The organism is Iningainema tapete BLCC-T55 (assembly GCF_014698965.1).
Classification (GTDB): domain Bacteria; phylum Cyanobacteriota; class Cyanobacteriia; order Cyanobacteriales; family Nostocaceae; genus Iningainema; species Iningainema tapete.
In genome coordinates, this window is record NZ_JACXAE010000057.1 from 39,673 (window position 1) to 60,951 (window position 21,279).

At 38.9% G+C, this 21,279-nt stretch carries 13 protein-coding genes and 1 pseudogene; 12 read left to right on the forward strand and 2 right to left on the reverse strand.

What is annotated here, in order from left to right:
- The 12 genes and pseudogenes from ICL16_RS16470 (at position 1) to ICL16_RS16525 (ending at position 18,154) form a co-directional block, all read left to right on the forward strand.
- Positions 1-363, forward strand: a complete 363-nt coding sequence (locus ICL16_RS16470; RefSeq protein WP_238360803.1) for a CU044_2847 family protein — start codon at positions 1-3, stop codon at positions 361-363.
- Between the two features lie 132 nt (positions 364-495).
- A complete protein-coding gene (locus ICL16_RS16475; protein WP_190829644.1) occupies positions 496-2,910 on the forward strand; it encodes a GH116 family glycosyl hydrolase in 2,415 nt (804 codons plus the stop codon).
- A gap of 1,542 nt (positions 2,911-4,452) precedes the next feature.
- A pseudogene (locus ICL16_RS16480) lies at positions 4,453-4,865 on the forward strand (HetP family heterocyst commitment protein).
- A gap of 698 nt (positions 4,866-5,563) precedes the next feature.
- On the forward strand, positions 5,564-6,295 hold the full coding sequence (locus ICL16_RS16485; RefSeq protein ID WP_190829647.1) for a peptidylprolyl isomerase: 732 nt from the start codon (positions 5,564-5,566) through the stop codon (positions 6,293-6,295).
- Positions 6,296-7,557: 1,262 nt separating this feature from the next.
- Positions 7,558-10,626, forward strand: a complete 3,069-nt coding sequence (locus ICL16_RS16490) for a peptidase domain-containing ABC transporter (protein ID WP_190829649.1) — start codon at positions 7,558-7,560, stop codon at positions 10,624-10,626.
- A 63-nt stretch (positions 10,627-10,689) separates the two neighbouring features.
- A complete protein-coding gene (locus ICL16_RS16495) occupies positions 10,690-12,231 on the forward strand; it encodes a beta-barrel domain-containing protein (RefSeq protein ID WP_190829651.1) in 1,542 nt (513 codons plus the stop codon).
- Between the two features lie 48 nt (positions 12,232-12,279).
- Positions 12,280-13,062 carry a peptidylprolyl isomerase gene (locus ICL16_RS16500; RefSeq protein WP_190829653.1) on the forward strand — a complete coding sequence of 261 codons (783 nt, stop codon included), beginning with the start codon at positions 12,280-12,282 and terminating at the stop codon, positions 13,060-13,062.
- Positions 13,063-13,297: 235 nt separating this feature from the next.
- A complete protein-coding gene (locus ICL16_RS16505; protein ID WP_238360804.1) occupies positions 13,298-13,630 on the forward strand; it encodes a hypothetical protein in 333 nt (110 codons plus the stop codon).
- A 286-nt stretch (positions 13,631-13,916) separates the two neighbouring features.
- Entirely contained in the window at positions 13,917-14,129 is a 213-nt protein-coding gene (locus tag ICL16_RS16510; RefSeq protein WP_190829655.1) for a hypothetical protein, read from the forward strand.
- Between the two features lie 73 nt (positions 14,130-14,202).
- On the forward strand, positions 14,203-15,435 hold the full coding sequence (locus tag ICL16_RS16515; RefSeq protein WP_190829657.1) for a calcium-binding protein: 1,233 nt from the start codon (positions 14,203-14,205) through the stop codon (positions 15,433-15,435).
- 522 nt (positions 15,436-15,957) lie between these two features.
- Positions 15,958-16,320 carry a hypothetical protein gene (locus tag ICL16_RS16520; protein ID WP_190829658.1) on the forward strand — a complete coding sequence of 121 codons (363 nt, stop codon included), beginning with the start codon at positions 15,958-15,960 and terminating at the stop codon, positions 16,318-16,320.
- Positions 16,321-16,477: 157 nt separating this feature from the next.
- Positions 16,478-18,154: a glycosyltransferase family A protein gene (locus ICL16_RS16525; protein WP_190829660.1), complete on the forward strand. Its 1,677-nt coding sequence runs from the start codon at positions 16,478-16,480 to the stop codon at positions 18,152-18,154.
- 41 nt (positions 18,155-18,195) lie between these two features.
- Here ICL16_RS16525 and ICL16_RS16530 read toward each other — a convergent pair whose 3' ends face one another.
- Together ICL16_RS16530 and ICL16_RS16535 are read right to left on the reverse strand one after the other, a co-directional pair.
- A complete protein-coding gene (locus tag ICL16_RS16530; RefSeq protein WP_190829662.1) occupies positions 18,196-18,990 on the reverse strand; it encodes a PEP-CTERM sorting domain-containing protein in 795 nt (264 codons plus the stop codon).
- Positions 18,991-19,400: 410 nt separating this feature from the next.
- Positions 19,401-20,246, reverse strand: coding sequence for a PEP-CTERM sorting domain-containing protein (locus tag ICL16_RS16535; RefSeq protein ID WP_190829664.1), 846 nt, complete (start codon positions 20,244-20,246; stop codon positions 19,401-19,403).
- Positions 20,247-21,279: the final 1,033 nt, after the last annotated feature.

Below are 21,279 nucleotides of genomic sequence, written 5' to 3' on the forward strand. Positions count from 1 at the left end.
ATGATGTCAGAGGTACAACGTCTAATCGTCAAACAAGACGATCAAGAGTACGAAATATATGTAGAATCAAAGACAGCCGCAGATCTGCCAGAAGAAGAGGAACCTGGATACCGCGATGTTCTTCCCACAGTTAACATTCAGGAGTTTCACGACAAGCTACGTGGCTATACTAGGTTAGCTCTAGGAGCGTTCAAAAATTTACCAGAAGCCGAAGAAGTAACAATTAAATTTGGTATCAAGCTGGGTGGAAAAGTTGGTATTCCCATATTGGTTGAAGGCTCTTCCGAGGGTAACTTTGAGATTGAGGTTAAGTGTAAGTTTCCAGACAAACATCAAAATTTAGGTGGCAGCAGCAACCGATAGATAACGGATGTAACGGATATTTTATCTGTAGGACTTATATCCGTTACAAAATCCGTTACCACTTTTGCGCCTTTGCGTCTTTGCGTGAGATGATATTTCACCAATTAGACTCTCACGCTGTGATATTAGGTGATGACAAATCAGCCCTCCCCAGAAATCCCCTCCTGCACTTGGAATCGTCCCATTGGTTTAGGTTGGGACAAACCCTACACCGTCCGCTATGCTAGTAATATTGATGATGGTCCCTGGCATGGAATGCCTTTGGGTGGATTTGGCGCAGGTTGTATCGGACGTTCCTCGCGAGGAGATTTTAACTTTTGGCACATAGATGGCGGCGAACACACTTTCAAAAACATCCCCGCTTGTCAATTCAGTGTATTTGAGTCAGATGGCTCATCGTCGCAAGCATACGCCTTATGTACACAAGCGCCTGATGATGGGAGCCTCGCTGAATGGCAGTGGTATCCAGCCAGTGGAAGAGTGGGAACCTATCACGCCCTATACCCCCGTAGCTGGTTTGTTTACGAAGGAGTGTTTCAAGCACAGTTAACTAGTGAACAATTTTCTCCTATATGTGCCAATAATTACCAAGAAACTAGCTACCCAGTGGCGGTGTTTGAGTGGACGGCACACAACCCCACAAATGCACCTATTACTTTGGGTATTATGCTCACCTGGCAAAATATGGTGGGTTGGTTTACTAATGCTGTCAAATCTCCTAGAGTGCAGGTACGCGATGATGGTAGTCCTGTATACGAGTACCTACCGCGTTTAGGCGAAAGTAAAAATAATTATAACAAGCTAGTTGAAAATACAGAATATATTGGCTGTGTGTTAAGTCGAGTTGAACGCTCCGTTCCGCCCCAAGAAGGCGAAGGAGAGTGGTGTATTGCGACAAGAAAGCATCCTGGTGTGGAAGTAACCTATCATACCCGATGGAATCCTACTGGTACAGGTACTGATGTATGGGATTTTAGCCTCCATGGTTCTTTGCCTAATTATACAGATGAAACGCCAGCAGTTGAAGGAGAACAGGTCGGTGCAGCGATCGCCCTTCGTTTCACTCTCCAGCCCGGAGAAACTTTACAAATTCCCTTTGTTCTCGCTTGGGATTTTCCCATCACAGAATTTGCCGCCGGGATTAACTATTACCGCCGCTATACCGACTTTTTTGGTAGAAACGGTCAGAATGCTTGGGCGATCGCATCAACTGCTTTAGCAGAATATCAAACTTGGCAGGAGCAGATCATAGCATGGCAAAAACCGATTCAAGATCGCTCTGACTTACCCGACTGGTTTAAGATGGCGTTATTTAATGAGCTTTACGTCCTTACCAGTGGTGGTACACTGTGGTCAGCAGCTTCTGAGCGCGATGCTCTAGGACAATTTGCCGTTCTAGAGTGTTTAGATTACCGTTGGTACGAAAGCATAGACGTGCGGCTTTACGGTTCTTTTGCTTTGTTAATGTTATTTCCCGAACTGGAGAAGTCGGTAATTCGTGCCTTTGCTAGAGCGATACCAAAAAGTGACGATACACAGCGAGTCATAGGGTATTATTACACAATTAAAGCCGAAAGTCCCATTGCTGTGCGCAAAGTTGCTGGTGCAACTCCCCACGACTTGGGTGCACCGAACGAACATGTTTGGGAAAAGACAAACTACACAAGTTACCAAGATTGTAACATGTGGAAAGATTTAGGTTGTGATTTTGTGTTGCTCTTATACAGAGACTTTCTCCTTACAGGGGAAACTGATGTGGAATTTTTGGCAGAGTGTTGGGAAAGCATTGTTGAAACTCTTAACTACCTAAAGACATTTGACAAGGATGAAGATGGTATTCCGGAAAATTCTGGTGCGCCCGATCAAACTTTTGATGATTGGCGGTTGCTGGGGGTAAGTGCTTATTGTGGTGGGTTGTGGTTGGCGGCATTGGAGGCGGCGATCGCTATAAGTGATGTTTTAATTAACCGCCAAGACGCCAAGAACGCCAAGGTTTTTCTTGGCGGCTTGTTGCTGGAAAAATCTACTTATCAAAATTGGTTAGAACAATCGCGCCTTGTTTATCAACAGAAGCTTTGGAATGGGCGGTATTATCGGCTTGATAGTGAGAGTGGTTCTGATGTGGTGATGGCTGACCAGTTGTGTGGGCAGTTTTATGCTCGGTTGCTGAAGTTAGGAGATATTGTACCACAAGATTGTGCTATTTCTGCATTGAAAACTGTGTATGATGCTTGTTTTGTGAGGTTTAACAATGGGGAGTTTGGGGCGGCTAATGGTGTTCTTGCTGATGGCTCACCAGAAAATCCTCATGCTACTCATCCATTGGAGGTTTGGACAGGAATTAATTTTGGTTTGGCAGCTTTTTGTGTGCAGATGGGTATGAAGGAAGAGGGTTTAAAAATTGCTTTGTCCGTAGTCAGACAAATTTATGACAATGGTTTACAGTTCCGCACGCCAGAAGCAATCACTGCAGCAGGTACTTTTCGCGCTAGTACTTATTTACGTGCAATGGCTATTTGGGCAATTTATTTACAGTTAAAAGGTTAAAACAAAATAGTTTTTGATTTTTTAATTTCTCACCCCTGATGACTCTCACCATGGGGTGTTATCCCCTCCGAGGGGTTACATCCCTCTGGATAATTCCGATTTCTATGGATTTTAATGAACATATGGCTATTTACTTGGAATCCTAAGTTCTCTCTTAATCAAGGAACTAATTAAGAATGCTTTTAAATCGGAACTTACTCAGTAATAATTCTTTTCCGTTCTTACGACAATTGCGTTTGAGCAAAAAAATTAACATCGCTTACTCAAGGAACAAAGCTTTAGAGGTAACAGTCGTATTACACCTCACACTACCTTTATCCTTGCTCACCGTCTATCTACCGTTGACATTGCCGACTTTAATCAAGGTATCCTAATTGAGCAAGGTACTCATCTTGTGTTGATAATCATAAGCTTGTTTTTATTACCACTGATCTTAAATGCAACGGCATCTGTAAAACTACCTGTATCAGCTAGTGGATTTTCCGATAGATGCAAATGTTGTCTATGTTAAATTTGGAGTAAGCAGATGTAACTCAACTTTTTAACTATTCTTTAATTACTTCAGTAGACACATACATCACTTGCTACTTTTTTAATGTTAAATTTCCCGCCAAACGTATCTTCTGATCTGCGGGTTAATTTAGTCATATCTGTGTGTATAGCATACCAAAAAATCGTAAATTTAATTACTTATTTATTGGTAGTTAACTGCTAACTATTATGCAGCATAAAAGCAATAGATAAGCTAATTTACTACCTGTTATAGCTCAAAAGTCTTACCAGAAGAGGATTATAATCAGGTAAATGCAAGTGTAACTTATTGGTAATTTGAAAAAAATTTATTAAATTACATGGCTTATGAAGATTATCTAAATGCTACTGATACTTGCTAATTTTTATCCGGATCGACAATGTATTTAATGCTAAGATGACTTAGTAATACTAAAGAAATCACAATTTTCAATCAGACGATGTATGAGGGGTAACACCCCCCAATACCTAACAAGTAGACAAAAAAACGTAAAGGAAAAAAATGCTATAGTAAACATAGAAACCTACTCATTAGTTATGAGTTAACAAAGGCAAAATTAGTAAATGACATCAAGAGCCAAAAAGTATAAATGCCCATGTTGTCATTAATGCTTAAGAATGAACAGCTTTTCTTTCTCATCCTAAAAAGTATGCGGTTTCACTTAAATAACTCCTAATTCAGTAGCACAAAGACTTGAGTAACAAGTGAGTCTGAACACAGGTCAGCCATGAATAGAATCATCAGGTTAAATGCAATTACCTCAAGCCACATAGTCTGGACGTGTATAAGCAAGATTGAAGAAGTTAGTCACATCCACGGCGAAGTTGTTTTCTGGGGAAAATCTTTACATCTCGCACCCTATCTTAGGGTTGTATCTGCGTCCAACATCTATCTCGAAACTCAATAACACCTGACAATGCGCCATTAGTTTTAGTAGTTGCTCTCATTCAGCCACCAACAACACTTTCCTACGGACAGACTAGTTTACTTTCATCATGAACACTAACACTATGAATCAAGATATTGCAGCTAACAGTAATAATTTAGGCAAGAAAATTAATCCCGATCAATTGGATCAATTAGTTGAGGCAATTCTTGCTGGAAAATATTCCTGGGCTTGTGTTTTGCTCCTTCGTTTTGCTGGTTACAATCCTCTTCATTACATTCCCTACCGCACTTACAACCGGTTGCTCAAAGAAAATCACATTAACACAACCAGCACGAGGCAAAATGAAAATTTAAACATTACCAAGCTCTCTTCTCACCAAAGGTCTAATACTAACGCCTCCTTGTCGCTGCTTAAGCAAAATTAAAGATCTGAGTTATCTTGAGGTCAGAAATTCGTAGTAGTTGTTCAGAACAATGGTTAGCAACACTTCATAAATATCAAGGTATGTCTGAGTTGGAGTCAGAGAATAGTTAGTCCTGACAATTCTACGAATTTACCAAAAAACTTGCTTAAGTCAATAAATAGTAGGTGACAATTGATTTGCTTAATTAGAAAGTTACAAGAGACGCGATTAATCGCGTCTGTACAGAAAGTCGTAGAAACGCAATTAATTGCGTCTGTAGAGAATTCAGAAGTCAGGATATTAAGACACTTTCACTCCTGGCTCCTGTCTCCTGTCTCCTATAGTCAAAAATAAATCTGCCAAATTGGCAACCATTTAGAGTAGATTTATTATACATTATATATAACAACAGAAGCATAGATTGAAATTAAACCGTTGCTATTGGTGGTTCTTTTTCTCATTACTATTGATGTTAAAGTATAAAAATTTTATACTAACCTTAATTCATCATGAGAAACTGAAATGTAACGGTGATATTACCTTGGCTGGTATAACTTGTATCTAAATCGCTTCTATGCATCACTATCCTAATCCTAGTCCTCCCAATTAGGATTATCACTGCTTTTTAACTTTTATTCAATATTGGAAGCCTTCATTGAATGCTTCCATTTTTTTGTCTAATAAACTAGTCTTATTGAATAAGTTTGGTTACTCACTAGAAAATTAAGCTACTATATAAAAAGTAGCAATGAATTAACTTAAATTGTATAAATATGCTACCTTAACTTGTTAGCTATTATGTAAAATGATCGAAAAAACTTAAATAGTAATGTCTGATTTTCAAATAGCTATTGAACCAGAAGAAATTGTTAAATTTCTTAAAAGCGAGATTGCTTTAAAAGATGTATATCACAAAATTTTGTGTCAAAAAGTAATACATCAAGCCGCTCAAGCAAGAGGAATAACCGTTACAGAAGAAGAAATTCAAACTCAAGCCGATCGCCAACGTCGTGAAAAGGGTTTGGAAAAAGCCTCAGACACACTCTTATGGTTATCAGAGCAATTCGTCACTTCTCAAGATTGGGAAGTAGGCATATATAATCATTTACTAGCGCAAAAATTAGCGGAAAGACTATTTTCACTAGAAGCAGAAAAGTTTTTTCATCAAAATAGTCTGGATTTTGAGCAAGTTGTTCTATATCAAATGCTTGTCGCTTATGAAAAACTAGCTCAAGAAATTTACTATCAAATTGAAGAAAGTGAAATTAGTTTTTATCATGCAGCATATTTATATGATATGGATGACCAGCGTAGACGAAGATGTGGTTACGAAGGGAAGGTTAATCGTGGGGCTATTCAGCCGGAAATAGCGGCGATCATATTTAGTACACCGCCTAAACAGCTAATTGGTCCACTCAAAACGAATCTCGGCTACCATTTATTTCTTGTCGATGAATTAATCCCCGCAGAATTAACTCAGCAAAATTATCAGGAAATTCTTCACAATATGTTTCAAAAGTGGTTAAATGTGGAGGTAGACCATCTGCTTCATTCTTCTTAAGTCAGATACAAGTAAAAACTCAACTTTAAGATTTACTGAGTAGCTTGTCAGTTACTTTCTGTGTTTTATTGTCAATCTTAATACTAGTTACTCTAAGTACCACTATTAAAAAAAAGTATTTTTTCTATTTAAATAATATTTCTAACTTTTGATAGATGTAATAAAACATTAATTATTTTATATGCCTAACCATAACTACCTTTACGTTAACTATTTTTGCAATTTATGAATATTCTTATTGGATTAAGAAGCTATTTATTTTTCTAAACAAATTTTTTTTTAAATCTTGAGTAAATCTAATATAAAGTTTTAGTGAAATTTTGGGTTTTTCACAAAAACGCTTGACAAACTGTATGTAAATTTACTATTTAAAAAGTAACGTTGTTGAAGTAACCGCGTAAGATACTATTATGTGTATTTGAAATTATCACAAGATTGTTTCAAATTTGTAATAATATCGTGGCTAAATCAGGAACCTGTCATAAAACGTTTGGTCTGCTGTAGCTACCAAACATTTACTAGCCTGATTTCAGCAGTATATAATGCTGTTGTGTCAGTCTAAGGGTGATAACTCTGTTGGCGATAGCACTGAGTTTAATTATACTAACATGACTTTATGTACTTAACCCTTTTGACAAAATTTGTCCCAATTTTCGGCTAAGTTTAGTTGATTATTCATGACTCTTCTGGAAAGTGAGTGATATTCATACAAACATTTTTTCTATCAAAAGCGAAATTCAAAAAAGTTCTAATTTATACTAGTGTTCCCAAGCTAAGACGGATTATTGAGATCATCAATCTAATCACTTACCATTTCAGTTCAGTCTTGAGTAAAAGCTTTTTTACTGATTGGGGTGCGCAATTACCATGTTTCATACATCCAATGTTATGGTACTTTACAATTATTTAGAGAGTAGAGATTATCCGTCTTTGTTCTCCAAACTAGGAATTCAAGTTTTACTGATGTTACGGAAGAAAGCGACACGGGGTGCTTACAGGCAAATGAAGTGCTTCTGTGTGTGGGTGCATCACTGATTATGCAGGATCCAAAAAGTAAGAGTTTAGTTGATCCTGGAAGAAACCCCCTAAACCCTCGAAACGTTAGGGGGAAATCCCAGGTTTAGCTGCCCATCTTGTGTATGTGCTGAAATAGCTTTCTCAAGGCTATTCAGCTTTGCAGCTGTGACTTTGTTAACAGGAGGTTACAGCTGTTGTAGACACGTTCGCCCACATTTTACAGTTGATGGCAACTGGTAAAAATTATGTCATACAATTCCATTCCAGCACAAGAGTTTCTTGAGCTAGCTCAACTGATAGCTGAGACGTTGGGAGAGACGCTAGCTCAAACAGAAGTGCAAGCGTGCGTGGCGGCGGCAGAAATTATCGAACCTACCGTAGCCAAGCAGTTTTGGCAAACAACAAATGCACCACCAGGAATCTATCTAGTTCTTGCAGGTAGAGTGAGACTGCTGGAGGAGAGTAGTGAAAATTTAATTACGACTCTGAGTGCAGGTTCCTCTTTTGGCGAGGCGACTTTGTTTGGTGATGAAGGCTTTGGGCATTACGCTGCACGCTCATCTACTAACTTAAAGCTTTGCTACCTCAGACAAGAGGTAATCCTCGATTTGATGGATAAATACCCAAAAATTCGCGCTCGCCTGCGTGAACGCGCACTTAGTTTAGATTTGCTCCGTTTATGTCATCAAACTGGACAAATTACTCGTAATTCTACAGACATACTCAAAGCGTTATCTTTATTTGAGCGACACAACCTAGATACTAGTGTGGAAATATCCCTACCACAAGATGCCAAGCTCTGGGTACTACAGCGAGGTCAAGTAGAAAATGAATCTGGGGAGATATTGACACCAGGAAAAATATATGAATGTAAAAAACAAGGTAGTTGGCAAGCGACGCAACCAACAATTGCTTACATTCTTAAAGAGTCAAATTGGCAAACAGCAATCTTACATTGGCAGGAATTAAAATCGGTAGTTGGGCAAGAACGTCCAACTACCACTCCTAGCCACCAGTTACGCAGCAGAGCTAAACCAGGGACATCTCATAATGTCATTCCTTTTCCTCAGCGAGATTCCACACTCAATCAAAAGCCCAAAAAATCACAACCATACTTTCCCAGCCCCAAGGTAAAAGTGGGGCATTGGTGGGGAAAGCTCACCAAGAGCTACCCATTCTATGCCCAACAAAGCGTCACCGACTGCGGCGTTGCTTGCCTTGTCATGATTGGTAACTATTGGGGCAAACACTTTAGTGTCAATCGCTTGCGGGATATGACTAACGTCAACCGCAGTGGAGCATCTCTACGTGCTTTAGCAACGGCAGCAGAAAACCTCGGTTTTGCCACCCGCCCCGTTAAAGCCACTTTCGATAAATTAGCAGAACAAACTCTACCAGCGATCGCTCACTGGGAAGGCAAGCACTTCATCGTCGTCTATGAAATCACCAAAACACGGGTAATTATTTGCGATCCGGCGATCGGTCAACGTAGCTTGACAAAAGGTGAATTTTTTGATAAATGGACTGGTTACGCATTATTACTGCAACCTACGGCTTTACTTAAAGAAGCTAAAGCCGAGGATATCGGCTTCTGGAAATTCTTTGAGTTAGTCAAACCTCACTACCGGGTACTGATAGAAGTCTTACTCGCAAGTGTGCTGATGCAGCTATTTGGACTAATAACACCAGTATTCACCCAGTTGTTGCTAGACAGAGTGCTGGTGCAACGCAGCATTCCTACCTTAAACGCCGTTGGAGTGGGGATGATCGTTTTTGGTTTGTTCAGTATTGCCATGAATGGAGTGCGGCAATATCTGCTAGTTCACACAGCCAACCGTGTCAGTGTCTCCTTGCTGGTGGGTTTTATCAAACATACCTTCCGGTTGCCCCTGTCTTATTTCGAGTCGCGTTACGTCGGGGATATAGTTTCTCGCATCCAAGAAAACCAGAAAATTCAACAATTCTTAACTGGACAAACTCTTTCCATCATCCTGGATATGATGACCTTGGTAATCTATCTGGGCATGATGTTCTGGTATAGCTGGCGGATGGCATTATTTGTACTCATTACTGTGCCACCATTTTTTATCTTGGCGCTGGCTAGTACAAATATATTACGCCGCATCTCTAGAGAAATTTTTAATGCCGGAGCTGAAGAAAACAGCTATCTCATCGAATCCCTCACGGGAATTCGCACAGTTCGCTCTTTGTCAATTGAACAGACGGTACGCTGGCGTTGGGAAGAACTGCTACATAAATTAGTCAAAAAAAGTTTTAATGCTCAAATTATCGGCATCCGCCTGCAAATCCTCAGTAGCGTCATCCAAACCGTTGTCAATGCTTCCTTAATGTGGTTTGGCGCATTGCAAGTGATTCAAGGAGAACTTACCATTGGACAATTAATTGCCTTCAACATGTTGGTGAGTAATGTTTTGAGTCCTTTTCAACGGCTAGCTCTGCTGTGGAATCAATTGCAGGAAATCGTGATTTCTACCGAACGCATTAATGATGTCTTAGAAGCAGAACCCGAAGAAGACTTGCACAATAAACCCCGCAAGTCACTAGGTAAACTTCAAGGACGAATTCGCTTTCATAATGTCACTTTCCGCTATCACAAAGAAAGTGAGACAAACGTGCTGGAAAATCTCAGCTTTGAAATTCAGCCCGAGCAAATGGTGGCAATCGTCGGGCGTAGCGGTTCGGGAAAAACAACCCTGAGTAAATTAATTTTAGGTTTATATCCTCCGACAGAAGGCAGAGTTTTAATTGATGGTTATGATGTATCGGGAGTTGCATTGCGATCGCTCCGCTCTCAAGTAGGTGTGGTCGATCAAAATACCTTTCTGTTTGGTGGCACTATTCGCGAAAACATTTGTGTCGCTCACCCAGAAGCATCAATAGATGAAATTATTCTCGCCGCCAAATATGCTGGGGCAGATGAATTTATTCGGCAAATGCCAATGGGTTATGAATCCCAAATTGGTGAAGGTGGGGGAATGCTCTCTGGTGGGCAACGTCAACGCCTAGCCATTGCCCGTGCTTTACTTGGAAATCCTCGGTTATTGCTTTTTGATGAAGCCACCAGTAACCTAGACTCAGAATCAGAACGTATTATTCAAAACAATCTCAAAACAATTCTCAAAGGGCGCACAAGTGTAATTATTGCCCACCGTCTCTCTACTGTACGTAACGCTGACGTGATCCTGGTTTTAGATCGTGGTTTATTGGTAGAAAGTGGTACTCACGATGAATTGATTGCCAAAAAAGGTCATTATTACTACCTCAATCAACAACAACTGGCATATGCCGGTTAGGTATAGACGTTCCGCCAGAACGTCTGTACATCCGCCATTATTCCCCATTTTAGGAGGAAAACCATGCCCTATGCATCTTCCTCATCAGCACTTCCCAATGATGATGCTGATGAGTATCAGAATTATACACAGATAGAGAAATCTACTGAAGAGCAGATAGAGACTCCAGGTGATTCCCAAGAGTGGCATTACGGTACTGAAGAACTGCTTGATGCCATACCTAAAGTTTGGACTCGTGGTGTGCTTTATGTACTGATGGGCTTTGCCGTCATCGCCGTACCCTGGGCAACAATCTCAAAAGTAGATGAAACAGGAACTGCTAGAGGACGTATTGAACCTCAAGGTGCAACCCTAAAGTTGGACACCACTGCTGGTGGGAGCGTCAAAGCTGTCAAGGTTAAAGAAGGCGACACCGTACAAGCAGGACAGGTTTTGCTCGAACTAGAATCTGATATTTTGCAAACGGAACTGCAAGCAAGTCAAACAAAGCTCTCTGGATTGCAAAACCAACGAGCGCAAATGGATATACTCAAAAACCAACTACAGTTGACTCTGACAACCCAGGAACAACAAAACCGCTCTCAAGCTCTGGAAAAAATGTCCCAAGTTAACCAGGCAAAACAAAACCTGGATGCAAAACAAAGTACTCATAACCTGCAAAAGTTAGAAAAACAGGCGTTAGTCAATCAAGCGCGGCAGCAAATTAGTACTGCGGAGAATGATCTCAAGTCGGCTCAAAGTCGTTTGAGTATAGATTCCACACAAGTTGAACGGTTTGAGAACCTTGTCAAGGATGGTGCTGTTTCTGCTACTCAAATTGATCAACTTAGAAAAGAACAACAAGAAAGCAATAGACTCTACAACAAAGCGCTATCGGATATCAAACAAGCGAAATTGCGTTTAGATGAAGAACAAAATCGCTATCTGACTACAGTTAGTCAGTTGATGTCTGATATCAAACAAGCAAAACTCCAACTACAACAGGAAGAAAACGGGTATCAAACTTTACTGCAAGCAGGTCAACTGGCAATTTTAAAAAATCAGCAACAACTTAAAGACTTACAAGCACAAATCACGGCTTTGCAATCCCAAATCGTTCAGACACAAAGCCAACTCACATCGATCAAACTTCAGATGCAGCAAAGAGTAGTGCGATCGCCCATTGATGGAGTGATTTATGAGTTTCCAATTACCAAGCAGGCAGCGGTAGTACAACCCGGTCAACGGATTGCCCAAATTGCGCCTAAAAATACTGGCTTTGTCCTCAAGGCTCAAATACCTAGTCAGGAAAGTGGCTTTTTGAAGGTAGCGATGCCAGTCAAAATCAAGTTTGATGCCTATCCCTTCCAGGAGTATGGCATCGTTCAAGGGAAAGTTACTCGAATTTCTCCTGACACTAAAGTTAGCCAAACACCCCAAGGAAACATCGAAACTTATGATTTAGAAATTGCCTTGGAGCAACAATATATCCAAAATGGCGACAAACGTATTCCATTGAGTGCGGGGCAGACAGCCAACGCGGAAGTAGTTATTCGTCAACGGCGCGTGATTGATTTTGTTTTAGATCCGTTTAAGAAACTGCAAAAAGACGGTTTAGGTAAATAGAGACGCGAGATCTCGCGTCTTTACATTAGTCATTGGAGGAATTGCATCATGTCTAAAAGTCTGACTATTACTCAAACAGACATAATTCAGTGTCTGAAACTTTCGTACCAAATCAAGAGTGTTCAGGAGGCGATCGCCACGCAAAAAATTATTACTGAAGCAGCCCAAGAAGCAGGCATTACAGTGACTGCCGAAGAACTACAGCAAGAAGGAGATGACTTGCGGTTAGCGCAGAAACTCGTCAAAGCTAAAGACACTTGGACATGGTTGAAAAAACATCATCTGTCTTTAGATGAATTTGAGGAGTCAATCCACAACAAAGTCCTTACCAAGAAGTTAGCTAATCATTTATTTTCGGCTCACGTCGAAAGCTTTTTCTATGAACACCGTGTAGATTATGTTGCTGCCGTCACCTATGAAGTCATCTTTGATGATCGAGACTTAGCTTTAGAACTCTTTTACGCCGTAGTTGAAGGTGAAATTACTTTTCCTGAAATCGCTCGTTTATACATACAAGAACCAGAACTCCGTCGTTCGCGTGGATATCAGGGACTCAAACACCGTAAAGACTTTCGCCCGGAAATTGCGACAGCTGTATTTGCTGCAACTGAGTCTGAGATTCTCAAACCAATTGTGACTTCAAAAGGAGTCCATCTAATTTGGGTTGAAGAAATCATTCAACCTAAATTAGATGATGAATTACGCCAAAAAATTATTACAGATTTATTTAATGCATGGTTAGAACAACAAATTGAGTGTATGGAAATTATCACATATCTAGACTTGGATGATAATTTCACAAAAACTAACGAAAAAGTAAAACAAGCTTAATTTTTTTAATTAACAAAAAATTTGAAATAGTATTTTATTTGTTGTCAATTTATAGGAGGAAATTGGCAAGTTTTCTGCTGTTATATTATTCAAAAAAATGTTATAAATTAGCATTATATAAAAGAAGCAATATTTGAAAATACCATCATAAATAGTTATCAAAAATTACTTCAAAAACTATTGATTTTCAAATTTAATCCTGTATATTAAAGATGTAAGCAAAAAACAAGCTTACATGACTAACCAAAAACAAGTTAATTCCCAGGAGAAACCAATGATTATTTCTGATATTAACCATTTGGAAGCTGTTGAAGGAACTGAAATTCTTGGTGGCGGTGGTTTTGCTATTTATAACAACAAGTTGGAATATATCTTCAGCAAAGTAAAAGTTGACATCGATAAGAAAGTTGACATTAATGTTGATGTGGACGGCAATTTTGCCGATGCTCAGGCAGTCAGCCAAGCATACGGTAAAAACACAGATGCTGAAACTATTACCTTTACTGAAGTTTATGAAGGTAAATCTTCTGACGCTGCTTCTCGTTCAACAGCTGCAGCTAATCGCTAGTAAACAATTGACTTTATTGCCCGTTTAAAAACTGGGGTTATTTAAGTTAGATGTCGGTTCTTTTACCGACTCTAACTCTTCCTCTGATTCTTTTGAATTGTAGACGGATATCGCTGAAAGTTCTTAAAAGCTTTCAGCGATATAGATATTGTTCCAGGGTGAGTTATAAATTGCATAAATTTTCCAAAGCTATTATCTAGTAGTGCCTATAGTGCAATGGAAAAATTTGTCAAAGCTAATCAAAATTATTTTCGTAATCCGACAAAATTAATAAATAAGTAGTATCATGGCTGACTATCAAGTAGTAATCAAACGCATAGTATCACCTGATGGCAAGATTATTGCCGAAGCAAAAAGTGTAGCTATAGATGGCGATGGAACTCGTGAGATTAGTCAAAGCGTTTCAGTAAATGTTTCTTCTCACAGTAGTTCTAGCAGTTCTTCCGTGAAATCGAGTTCTAGCAGTTTTTCAAAATCTAGTTCCACTCACAATCAGTAGAGATTAATTTTCCCATACCTGTTAATATTTCAAATCAAAAGTAAAAAGAATAAGGATTGTGGATTTAGTCAATATGTCATCAGACACTCTATTTTTACAACCAACTAATACAATTATTAACCCCAATCCTAATTTTGCTAATGCTACAGGATTTGCTATTTTCTCTAACTATAGTCAAGCTCTAGGAAATGTGACTTTTACCTTAACGGAGACATTGGTTAGAGGTGGTGTAGCTGCTGCTATTGGTGAAGCTACAGCTATTTTTAACAATGAGCCAACTTTCTCTGTACTCTTTACTGAAAGTACTGGCATTGGTTTAGATGGTCCTTATGCGGGAAGTGCTAACAGTGAAACTAAAGTAATTGCTAATTTTGCTGTTGGCGCTCATCAAACCTTCTCTTTCGATTTTTTCGCAGATTTAGAACTCACAGCTAAAGAAATTGAAAATCCCAGTACTGAATATAACGAGGCTAAGTCGAAAACAGCTTTCCTGGTTTTAGACACCACAAATCCAAATAAAGCCAAGGTTTTAGATTATTTTGGTATTCACGGTAAGTTAATCTCCTCTAAGCAAATCGGCGATTTGAAGTCTGGTGGTAGTCGCAATGTTAAAATTGCCAGTCGCGATCAAACTACTGATGTTGATGGTAACAATGGCTTGGACTTCCTCACGGGTAAGTATTTTGGAACTTACCAAGAGACGTTTAAGCGTGATACCAACATAACTTTAGTAGAAATTAATGCCAGTGCCGTCACTTTTTTGGGGGATACTTTAATCGGCAATCTCGGACAAGATGTTATCTATGGCACGATTGACAACGATAGACTAAATGGCACTAACGGTGCTGACAAAATATATGGCTCTATTGGAGACGATCGGCTCGATGGAAAAGACGGTAATGATATCCTCGAAGGAGGTCAAGGCAACGATCACCTTGATGGCGGTCAGGGAGATGATAAACTTTATGGTGGTTTGGGCAATGATATCCTAATTGGTGGACGTGGTAGTGATATCTTAGTTGGTGGTGAAGGTTATGACCAATTTGTTTTCAAACGTAGCGATAACTTGAATGGTGATTTGGATGTCATTCAAGACTTCAAGGTTGGTATCGATAAGATTGTATTTCAGTACTGGGGTAATCGTAATCCCGATCAATGGTTAAAAGAGATGTTTTCTCAAGGGAATATAACAGATACCAAGGATGGTCTTCTCTTCGATTTTGAAGGTGGACGCAAAGAAGGGTCATTACTGCTTGCAGGTGTGACATTCAATCAGATTAACTCTCAATCAATAGTGTTCGATTAGAGCTAGCACCGCTGCGCGAAAGTCACGCATTCACGCATTCAAAAGTCTTATATTTTAAGCTTTTGCGCCATTTTGAATGGTAGTTTTATTTCCGCGCCCGATGTACTAGCTTTCTAGAACATCGCAAATACATACCTTATACCAATGATCTGGTTTATGCATAAATCCGGTTTTTTATGTTTGATTAAGAATTAGTAATAGCTTATTTAATGAGTTAATATTTAATTTTATACTTTAAAAGTAAACAATTTTTTTTAAAATTTGTTTGCTCTTTTTGTTTTTGCTATTATTAGCTAATTTAAATTATTTTTTTCAATTTTAATAATTTTTTGTTAATAAAAAATAATCTCTGTTCTTATTTAGTAACAAAGGTATAGTATAAGAGTAAGAAAAATTTCTCACAAGTAAGTGAGTAATTTTCCTCCACAACATCTGCGAAACGTCCAGTTAATATCAGGTGATGAGTAGGGAGTAATCACAGTATTCCTCTGTTTTTTGCAATTGTTACTAGCGAGGTGCACTATGAGTAGATTGAAGATATCAGATCTGAGTTTTTGTGAAGTAGCAACAGATAAAGATATCGAGGTTAAAGGTGGATTGAGTGTGTCGAGAAGTCTGACATTGAGGAATTTAAGCATATCGTTACTACCGAAGTCCCTTACCTTTACGCCTGTAAACTATACTCGTGAAAAAGTCTATTCTGGAGTAGAATACTCAGTGGAAAAGCTAAATAATCCAACCACAGGCGAATCCGGATATCTAGTGTCAAGTAGCGATGGTAAATCTCTGTCTATAACTTTAACCAGCAGAAATACTGGCTCTTTGGGAACATCAGTCAGATCTTATTCTTTTGCTGGAAATATATCCGAAACTCCCTTGGTTTAAACTCCAAATGCCCTCCCCAATTCCCCTTGGAAAGGGGCGGGTTAAGTGGGCTGCGAGTGGGGTTATTTGTCGCAAATATTATTTGAGTTGGTATGGCCTACAAATGTATAAGTACAATAATGACATTTGATACATATACTCTCGAAATCCTGCTATCATGCCAAGTCAAGAAGTAAGCCAAACCCTCCAACTCGCAATTCAACATCAACAAGCTAATCGTTTAGCCCAAGCACAGCAACTGTATCATCAAGTTCTGGAAATCCAACCAAACCATCCGGAAGCTTTATACAATTTAGGTATGCTGGCTACTGAGTTAGGACAAACTCAAACTGCCTTGAAGTGGCTAACTGCGGCAATTCAAGCCCAGCCTGATGTGAAGACTTGGTTTAGTTTAGGTAATTTGCATGTAGCTCAACAGCAGTATGCTCAAGCAGTTACGGCTTACCGTCAAGCTCTGGAATTGAAACCATTACTACCAATTTACAACAACTTGGGCTATGCTCTGCAACAAGTAGGAGAATTTGACGAAGCAATTCACTACTATCAAAAAGCCCTAGAAATCAAGCCTGACTTTATCGAAGCCGAGGCAAATTTGGGCAATGCCCTACATGCAGTGGGTAAGCTTGACGAAAAACAAATATACTACGCACAATTGAATCACAAATTGGGCTTACAAAGGGAAAAAGCTGGAGATTTAAAGACTGCTGTTGTTTACTATCGACAATGGTTAAAGCTGATTAATCCTCACTACAACAGTGCTGTGGATGAGAAAACTACTCAAACGGAGATACTTACACCATCAGTTCCTCAATCAGAAGTAACCGTCGGAGCTTATCAGTTTCCGGCTATTCCACCTGTATCTGACAGTGAGATACGACCTTTCTGGACTGTGGTGATAACTGTATATAATCGTACAGAGTATCTGCTCGAATGTCTTACCAGCGTACTAGCACAATGGCAAGGATTCGCGGAGATGGAAATTATCGTCATGGATAATGCCAGTCAAACACCTGTGTTTGAAATAGTTAATAGTATTGGCAAAGGGATAGTGCGCTACTACCGCAATCAGGAAAATATTGGTCCGATCAAAAATATGAATGCAGGTATTGCCAACAGTCGCGGTAAGTGGATTCACGTACTTCATGATGATGATTATGTCCTGCCTGGTTTTTATGCTCAACTCAAGCAAAGTCTACAGCAGTGTCCGGATTCTGTTGGCGCAGCTATGACAGGTTTTGAATATATCAATGAGATAGGGGAAGTTCTGCACAGCGAAAAATATGGGTATGGTGAGCATTCGGGTATCGCTCAGGATTGGTTAGTGAAGATTGGAGTGGTATGTTTAGTGATGCTGCCTGCGGTAGTTATTCGTCGAGCAACTTTTGAACGACTGGGAGGTTATTACCCACAGTTACCGGAAATTTCTGACTGGGAAATGAATAAACGTATTGCCACTTTTTATGATTGGTGGTACGAGGGGGCAATCTTGGCTCGTTACCGCTTGCATTCCCAAGGATTATCTAATGAATATTGGCTTTCTGGTTGGAAACAAGCTATGGCTTTGCGCCGTGCGATTGAGATGTCTGAAAGTTATTTGCCTGCTAAGTATTGTGCAGAGATTACATCGAAAGCTCGTAGCCATTACTTTAATATAAATCTGGAACATGTGAAAACGTTCCTTGAGGCAAGCGATGTTGATGGTGCTTTTCGTTTAATCCAAGAGATTCTTAAACTCGATAGCTCTCCCCAAGCGGTAACAAAGTTATTCACCTGGTTAACTCAAGCTCAAGCCGCCCCTCTGCGAAAAGAAATTGTTTCTAAATTGTTTTCTTAATTTATTAGATACCCGACTTCTTGAAGAAGTCGGGTATCTGGTTACTTCTTGCGTCTCACAGCAGCAATACCAACAACACCACAACCTAAGAACAAAGCTAGAGTAGTAGATGGTTCAGGTGCTTGTACTTGAGCTTTATTCGTCTTCACTTCAATTAAAGTCAAATCTGTTTTATTGGCAAAAAATCGTTCCAAAGATCCTTGAACTAAAGCATTAGCAAATTCAAAGTTTCCACCAAATTGAGAATCTTGCGCTAGCACATTGAAAGCAACGTTGTCGCTTTTTTGCAATGCAATAAAGTCGTTGTCACCTTCAGTGGTTAAATTTCCGGTTAGGCTAAAGAAATCTAATACATTCTGATTAGTCCTGTCAAATAAGACAAAAGATATGTCTCCAGCGGCTCTGGCATTCTCTGCTGGAGGATTTTCTATAAACGTGTTCAAATCTAAAGCTGCTGTGAAGTCAAAAGCAAAAGATGTACTTGCTTCGACAACAAAGTCACCAATAACTCTAGCTTCACTTTCAGCCAATCCTAAATAATCTCTACCTTGTCCTATAGCTTCAGTTAATGATAAATTGAATGCTACTGGTGGATTAATCACAAAAAATGCTTGTGCTGTAGCCTGAGCTTGTACTATCCCACCCTGGGCAAGAGTGTTGACGTTAGTTCCTGTACCAACATTCAAAGGACTTTGACTAAAATTGGTAAACTCTAATGCTCCATTAGAAGAAGCAAAGGTGGCAGCTTGACTGGGTGAAGCAGCTAAGATCGAACCAGTTACCAATAAAGTAGCTACTTGGACAAAGTTCTTGACAAATCCCTGAAATTTCTTCATAAAATCCTTAATTTGTGTTGTGTACGATGGCATTTAAAATAGTCATAGTAATTAGGCGACAGTTGAAATTAGCAAACAGCCTTTTTCCGGGTATCTCAAATTACCTCTGCAATATTTGCAGTAGGTAAATTTGTTGAATACCACACAGACTGTCAACCTTCTTAGCACTGAAAAGAAAGTAGCGATCGCAGTAGTATTAGAACGTTTTTTCTTTTCTGGTATATTTACCCTATGTATTTATACTAGGAGTTTTTTTATATATGTGTTATAAATTTCGTGTAATTTCTTGTCAATTTCACGCAAAAATCCCATGACAATATTGTGAAGCTGATGTGAGAAAACGTCTACAGCCAGTAGGCAAGGATGCCTGCCTCCACAAGAACTAATTGGATACTTTTTGATTTGGAAGTCTAAAGTACCAAAGTATCTTTACGCTTAGCTTTCAACACCAAACTCATTCCACTCAAAGACAACATCAGCGCTATGCTCACCGAAGGTTCAGGTACTTGTACTCTTGCTTGATTCCGTTTCACTTCTACTAACGATAATTTAGTTTGTTCAGTAAAAGAACGTTGCACAGAGCCGAAGATGGTAGCTGTAGCCGATTCTTGATTCCCACCAAAATTAGATTGATTGGTTACATTGGATAAGCTAACATTTGGACTCTTTGTAATAGTAATAAAATCACTATCTCCTGGGGTAATTATATTTCCCATCAGCCTAAATGATTCTAAGATACTGTTATTATCTGTGTTTACTAATACGAAATCTATATCTCCCGTCGCTCCAGCAATCTCAAATGAAGGATTTTCTATGGTTGTTTGTAAGTTTAATTGGGCGTTGAAATTAAATGAAAAAGGTGTACCTGCCTCAACAACAAAGTCACCTACCACTCTCGCCTCACTTTCTGCCAACCCTAAATAACTTCTACCCAAACCCAAGGCTTGGCTTAAAGATAAGTTAGTCGCTGTTGGTGGGTTAACGATAAAATTTGCGTCCCCATCAGCAAGAGCTAGCACCAAGCCTTCTTGAGCAATGGTAATGACGTTGGTGTTAGAGCTAGCATCATTATCCACTGGGACCAGACTAAAATTGATAAACTCTACTTCTCCTCGCGATGAAGCGAAGGTAGCTGCCTGACTCGGTGAGGATAAGATGGAGCTAGCCAGTAACGGCGCGATGAAAAACATTAAGCGCTTCTTGACTTTTTGGTAGTGCTTCATACAATCTTCTTCGTAAAACTGTAGTATAGGCATCAGTAGTATTGCTATGCTATCTATTTGTAAATTATTACATACGTAAATATACTAAAGCTAGAGCAGAAACTCTTTGATAAAGTTTTTATGAGTATTTGCGTTCAAAAACCAAAATTATATAACAAAACTGTAAAGTTAACTTTGCCCCAAGTACTTAACTAAGTAAATACACTAGTATATTGATGTTTACTTTTACATATATTAACTGCATAATTGCTGGATTTTACATGATGAAGGAATTTCTTGATTTGAGGTTTAACTATATTTAATATTAGTTATCTGTGAATTTAATTAGTAGCAAAGAATTTTATTTTTTCAGAAAAAATAACGAGGTAAAGCTCAAATGAAGTAAGTGTAAAGATTTAATCAAAAAATGGTTTTACTCAGAAAAAGCTTGACAAGATGTATGTAAATTTACTATTTAGATATCAGTTGTCTGATTAGCAGCGTAAGGAACTGTTGTATTTTAGTTGATGTAGCGTGATGAAATATTACTAAGTCTTAGCAAAATCTTAATCAACTAAGGGATTGCTACTTAGTTATGTAGTGGAATGCTCATATTTAATTGCACAAATACTCGTAGAGTTTGTTAACTTTTAAGTGCGAGCGCCCACAATAAATTAATCGGCAATTTCCATGTGTAACACACAAGACTAAAAAAACAAGAAAAAGTTACAAATGCCAAGTGCTACAGCGATCATGTTTCATGTTGTGAAAAATCTTTATAGATTGTTTACAATCAAACATACCTACTCTGTAACATATTGTGGTTAAATACTTGGTAATTTAAGCAAAGTGCGGTAAACACTTGGCAGAGTTGAGAAAGTCCCTGTATATCTTGTAGATACAAGTAGAAGTCTGAATAAGATTTTTATTCTGTCTTCAAGATTTATAAAATTAGTGTTCCCAGATCATTCACCAGCCATGTTTAAAGCAAACCAATAAGATTATTTAGTTAAATAATCGCCATTTCACAGGCAGTAATTGCACTACCATACACTGTTGCTATTAAGGTAAACAGCAGCCATGTTTT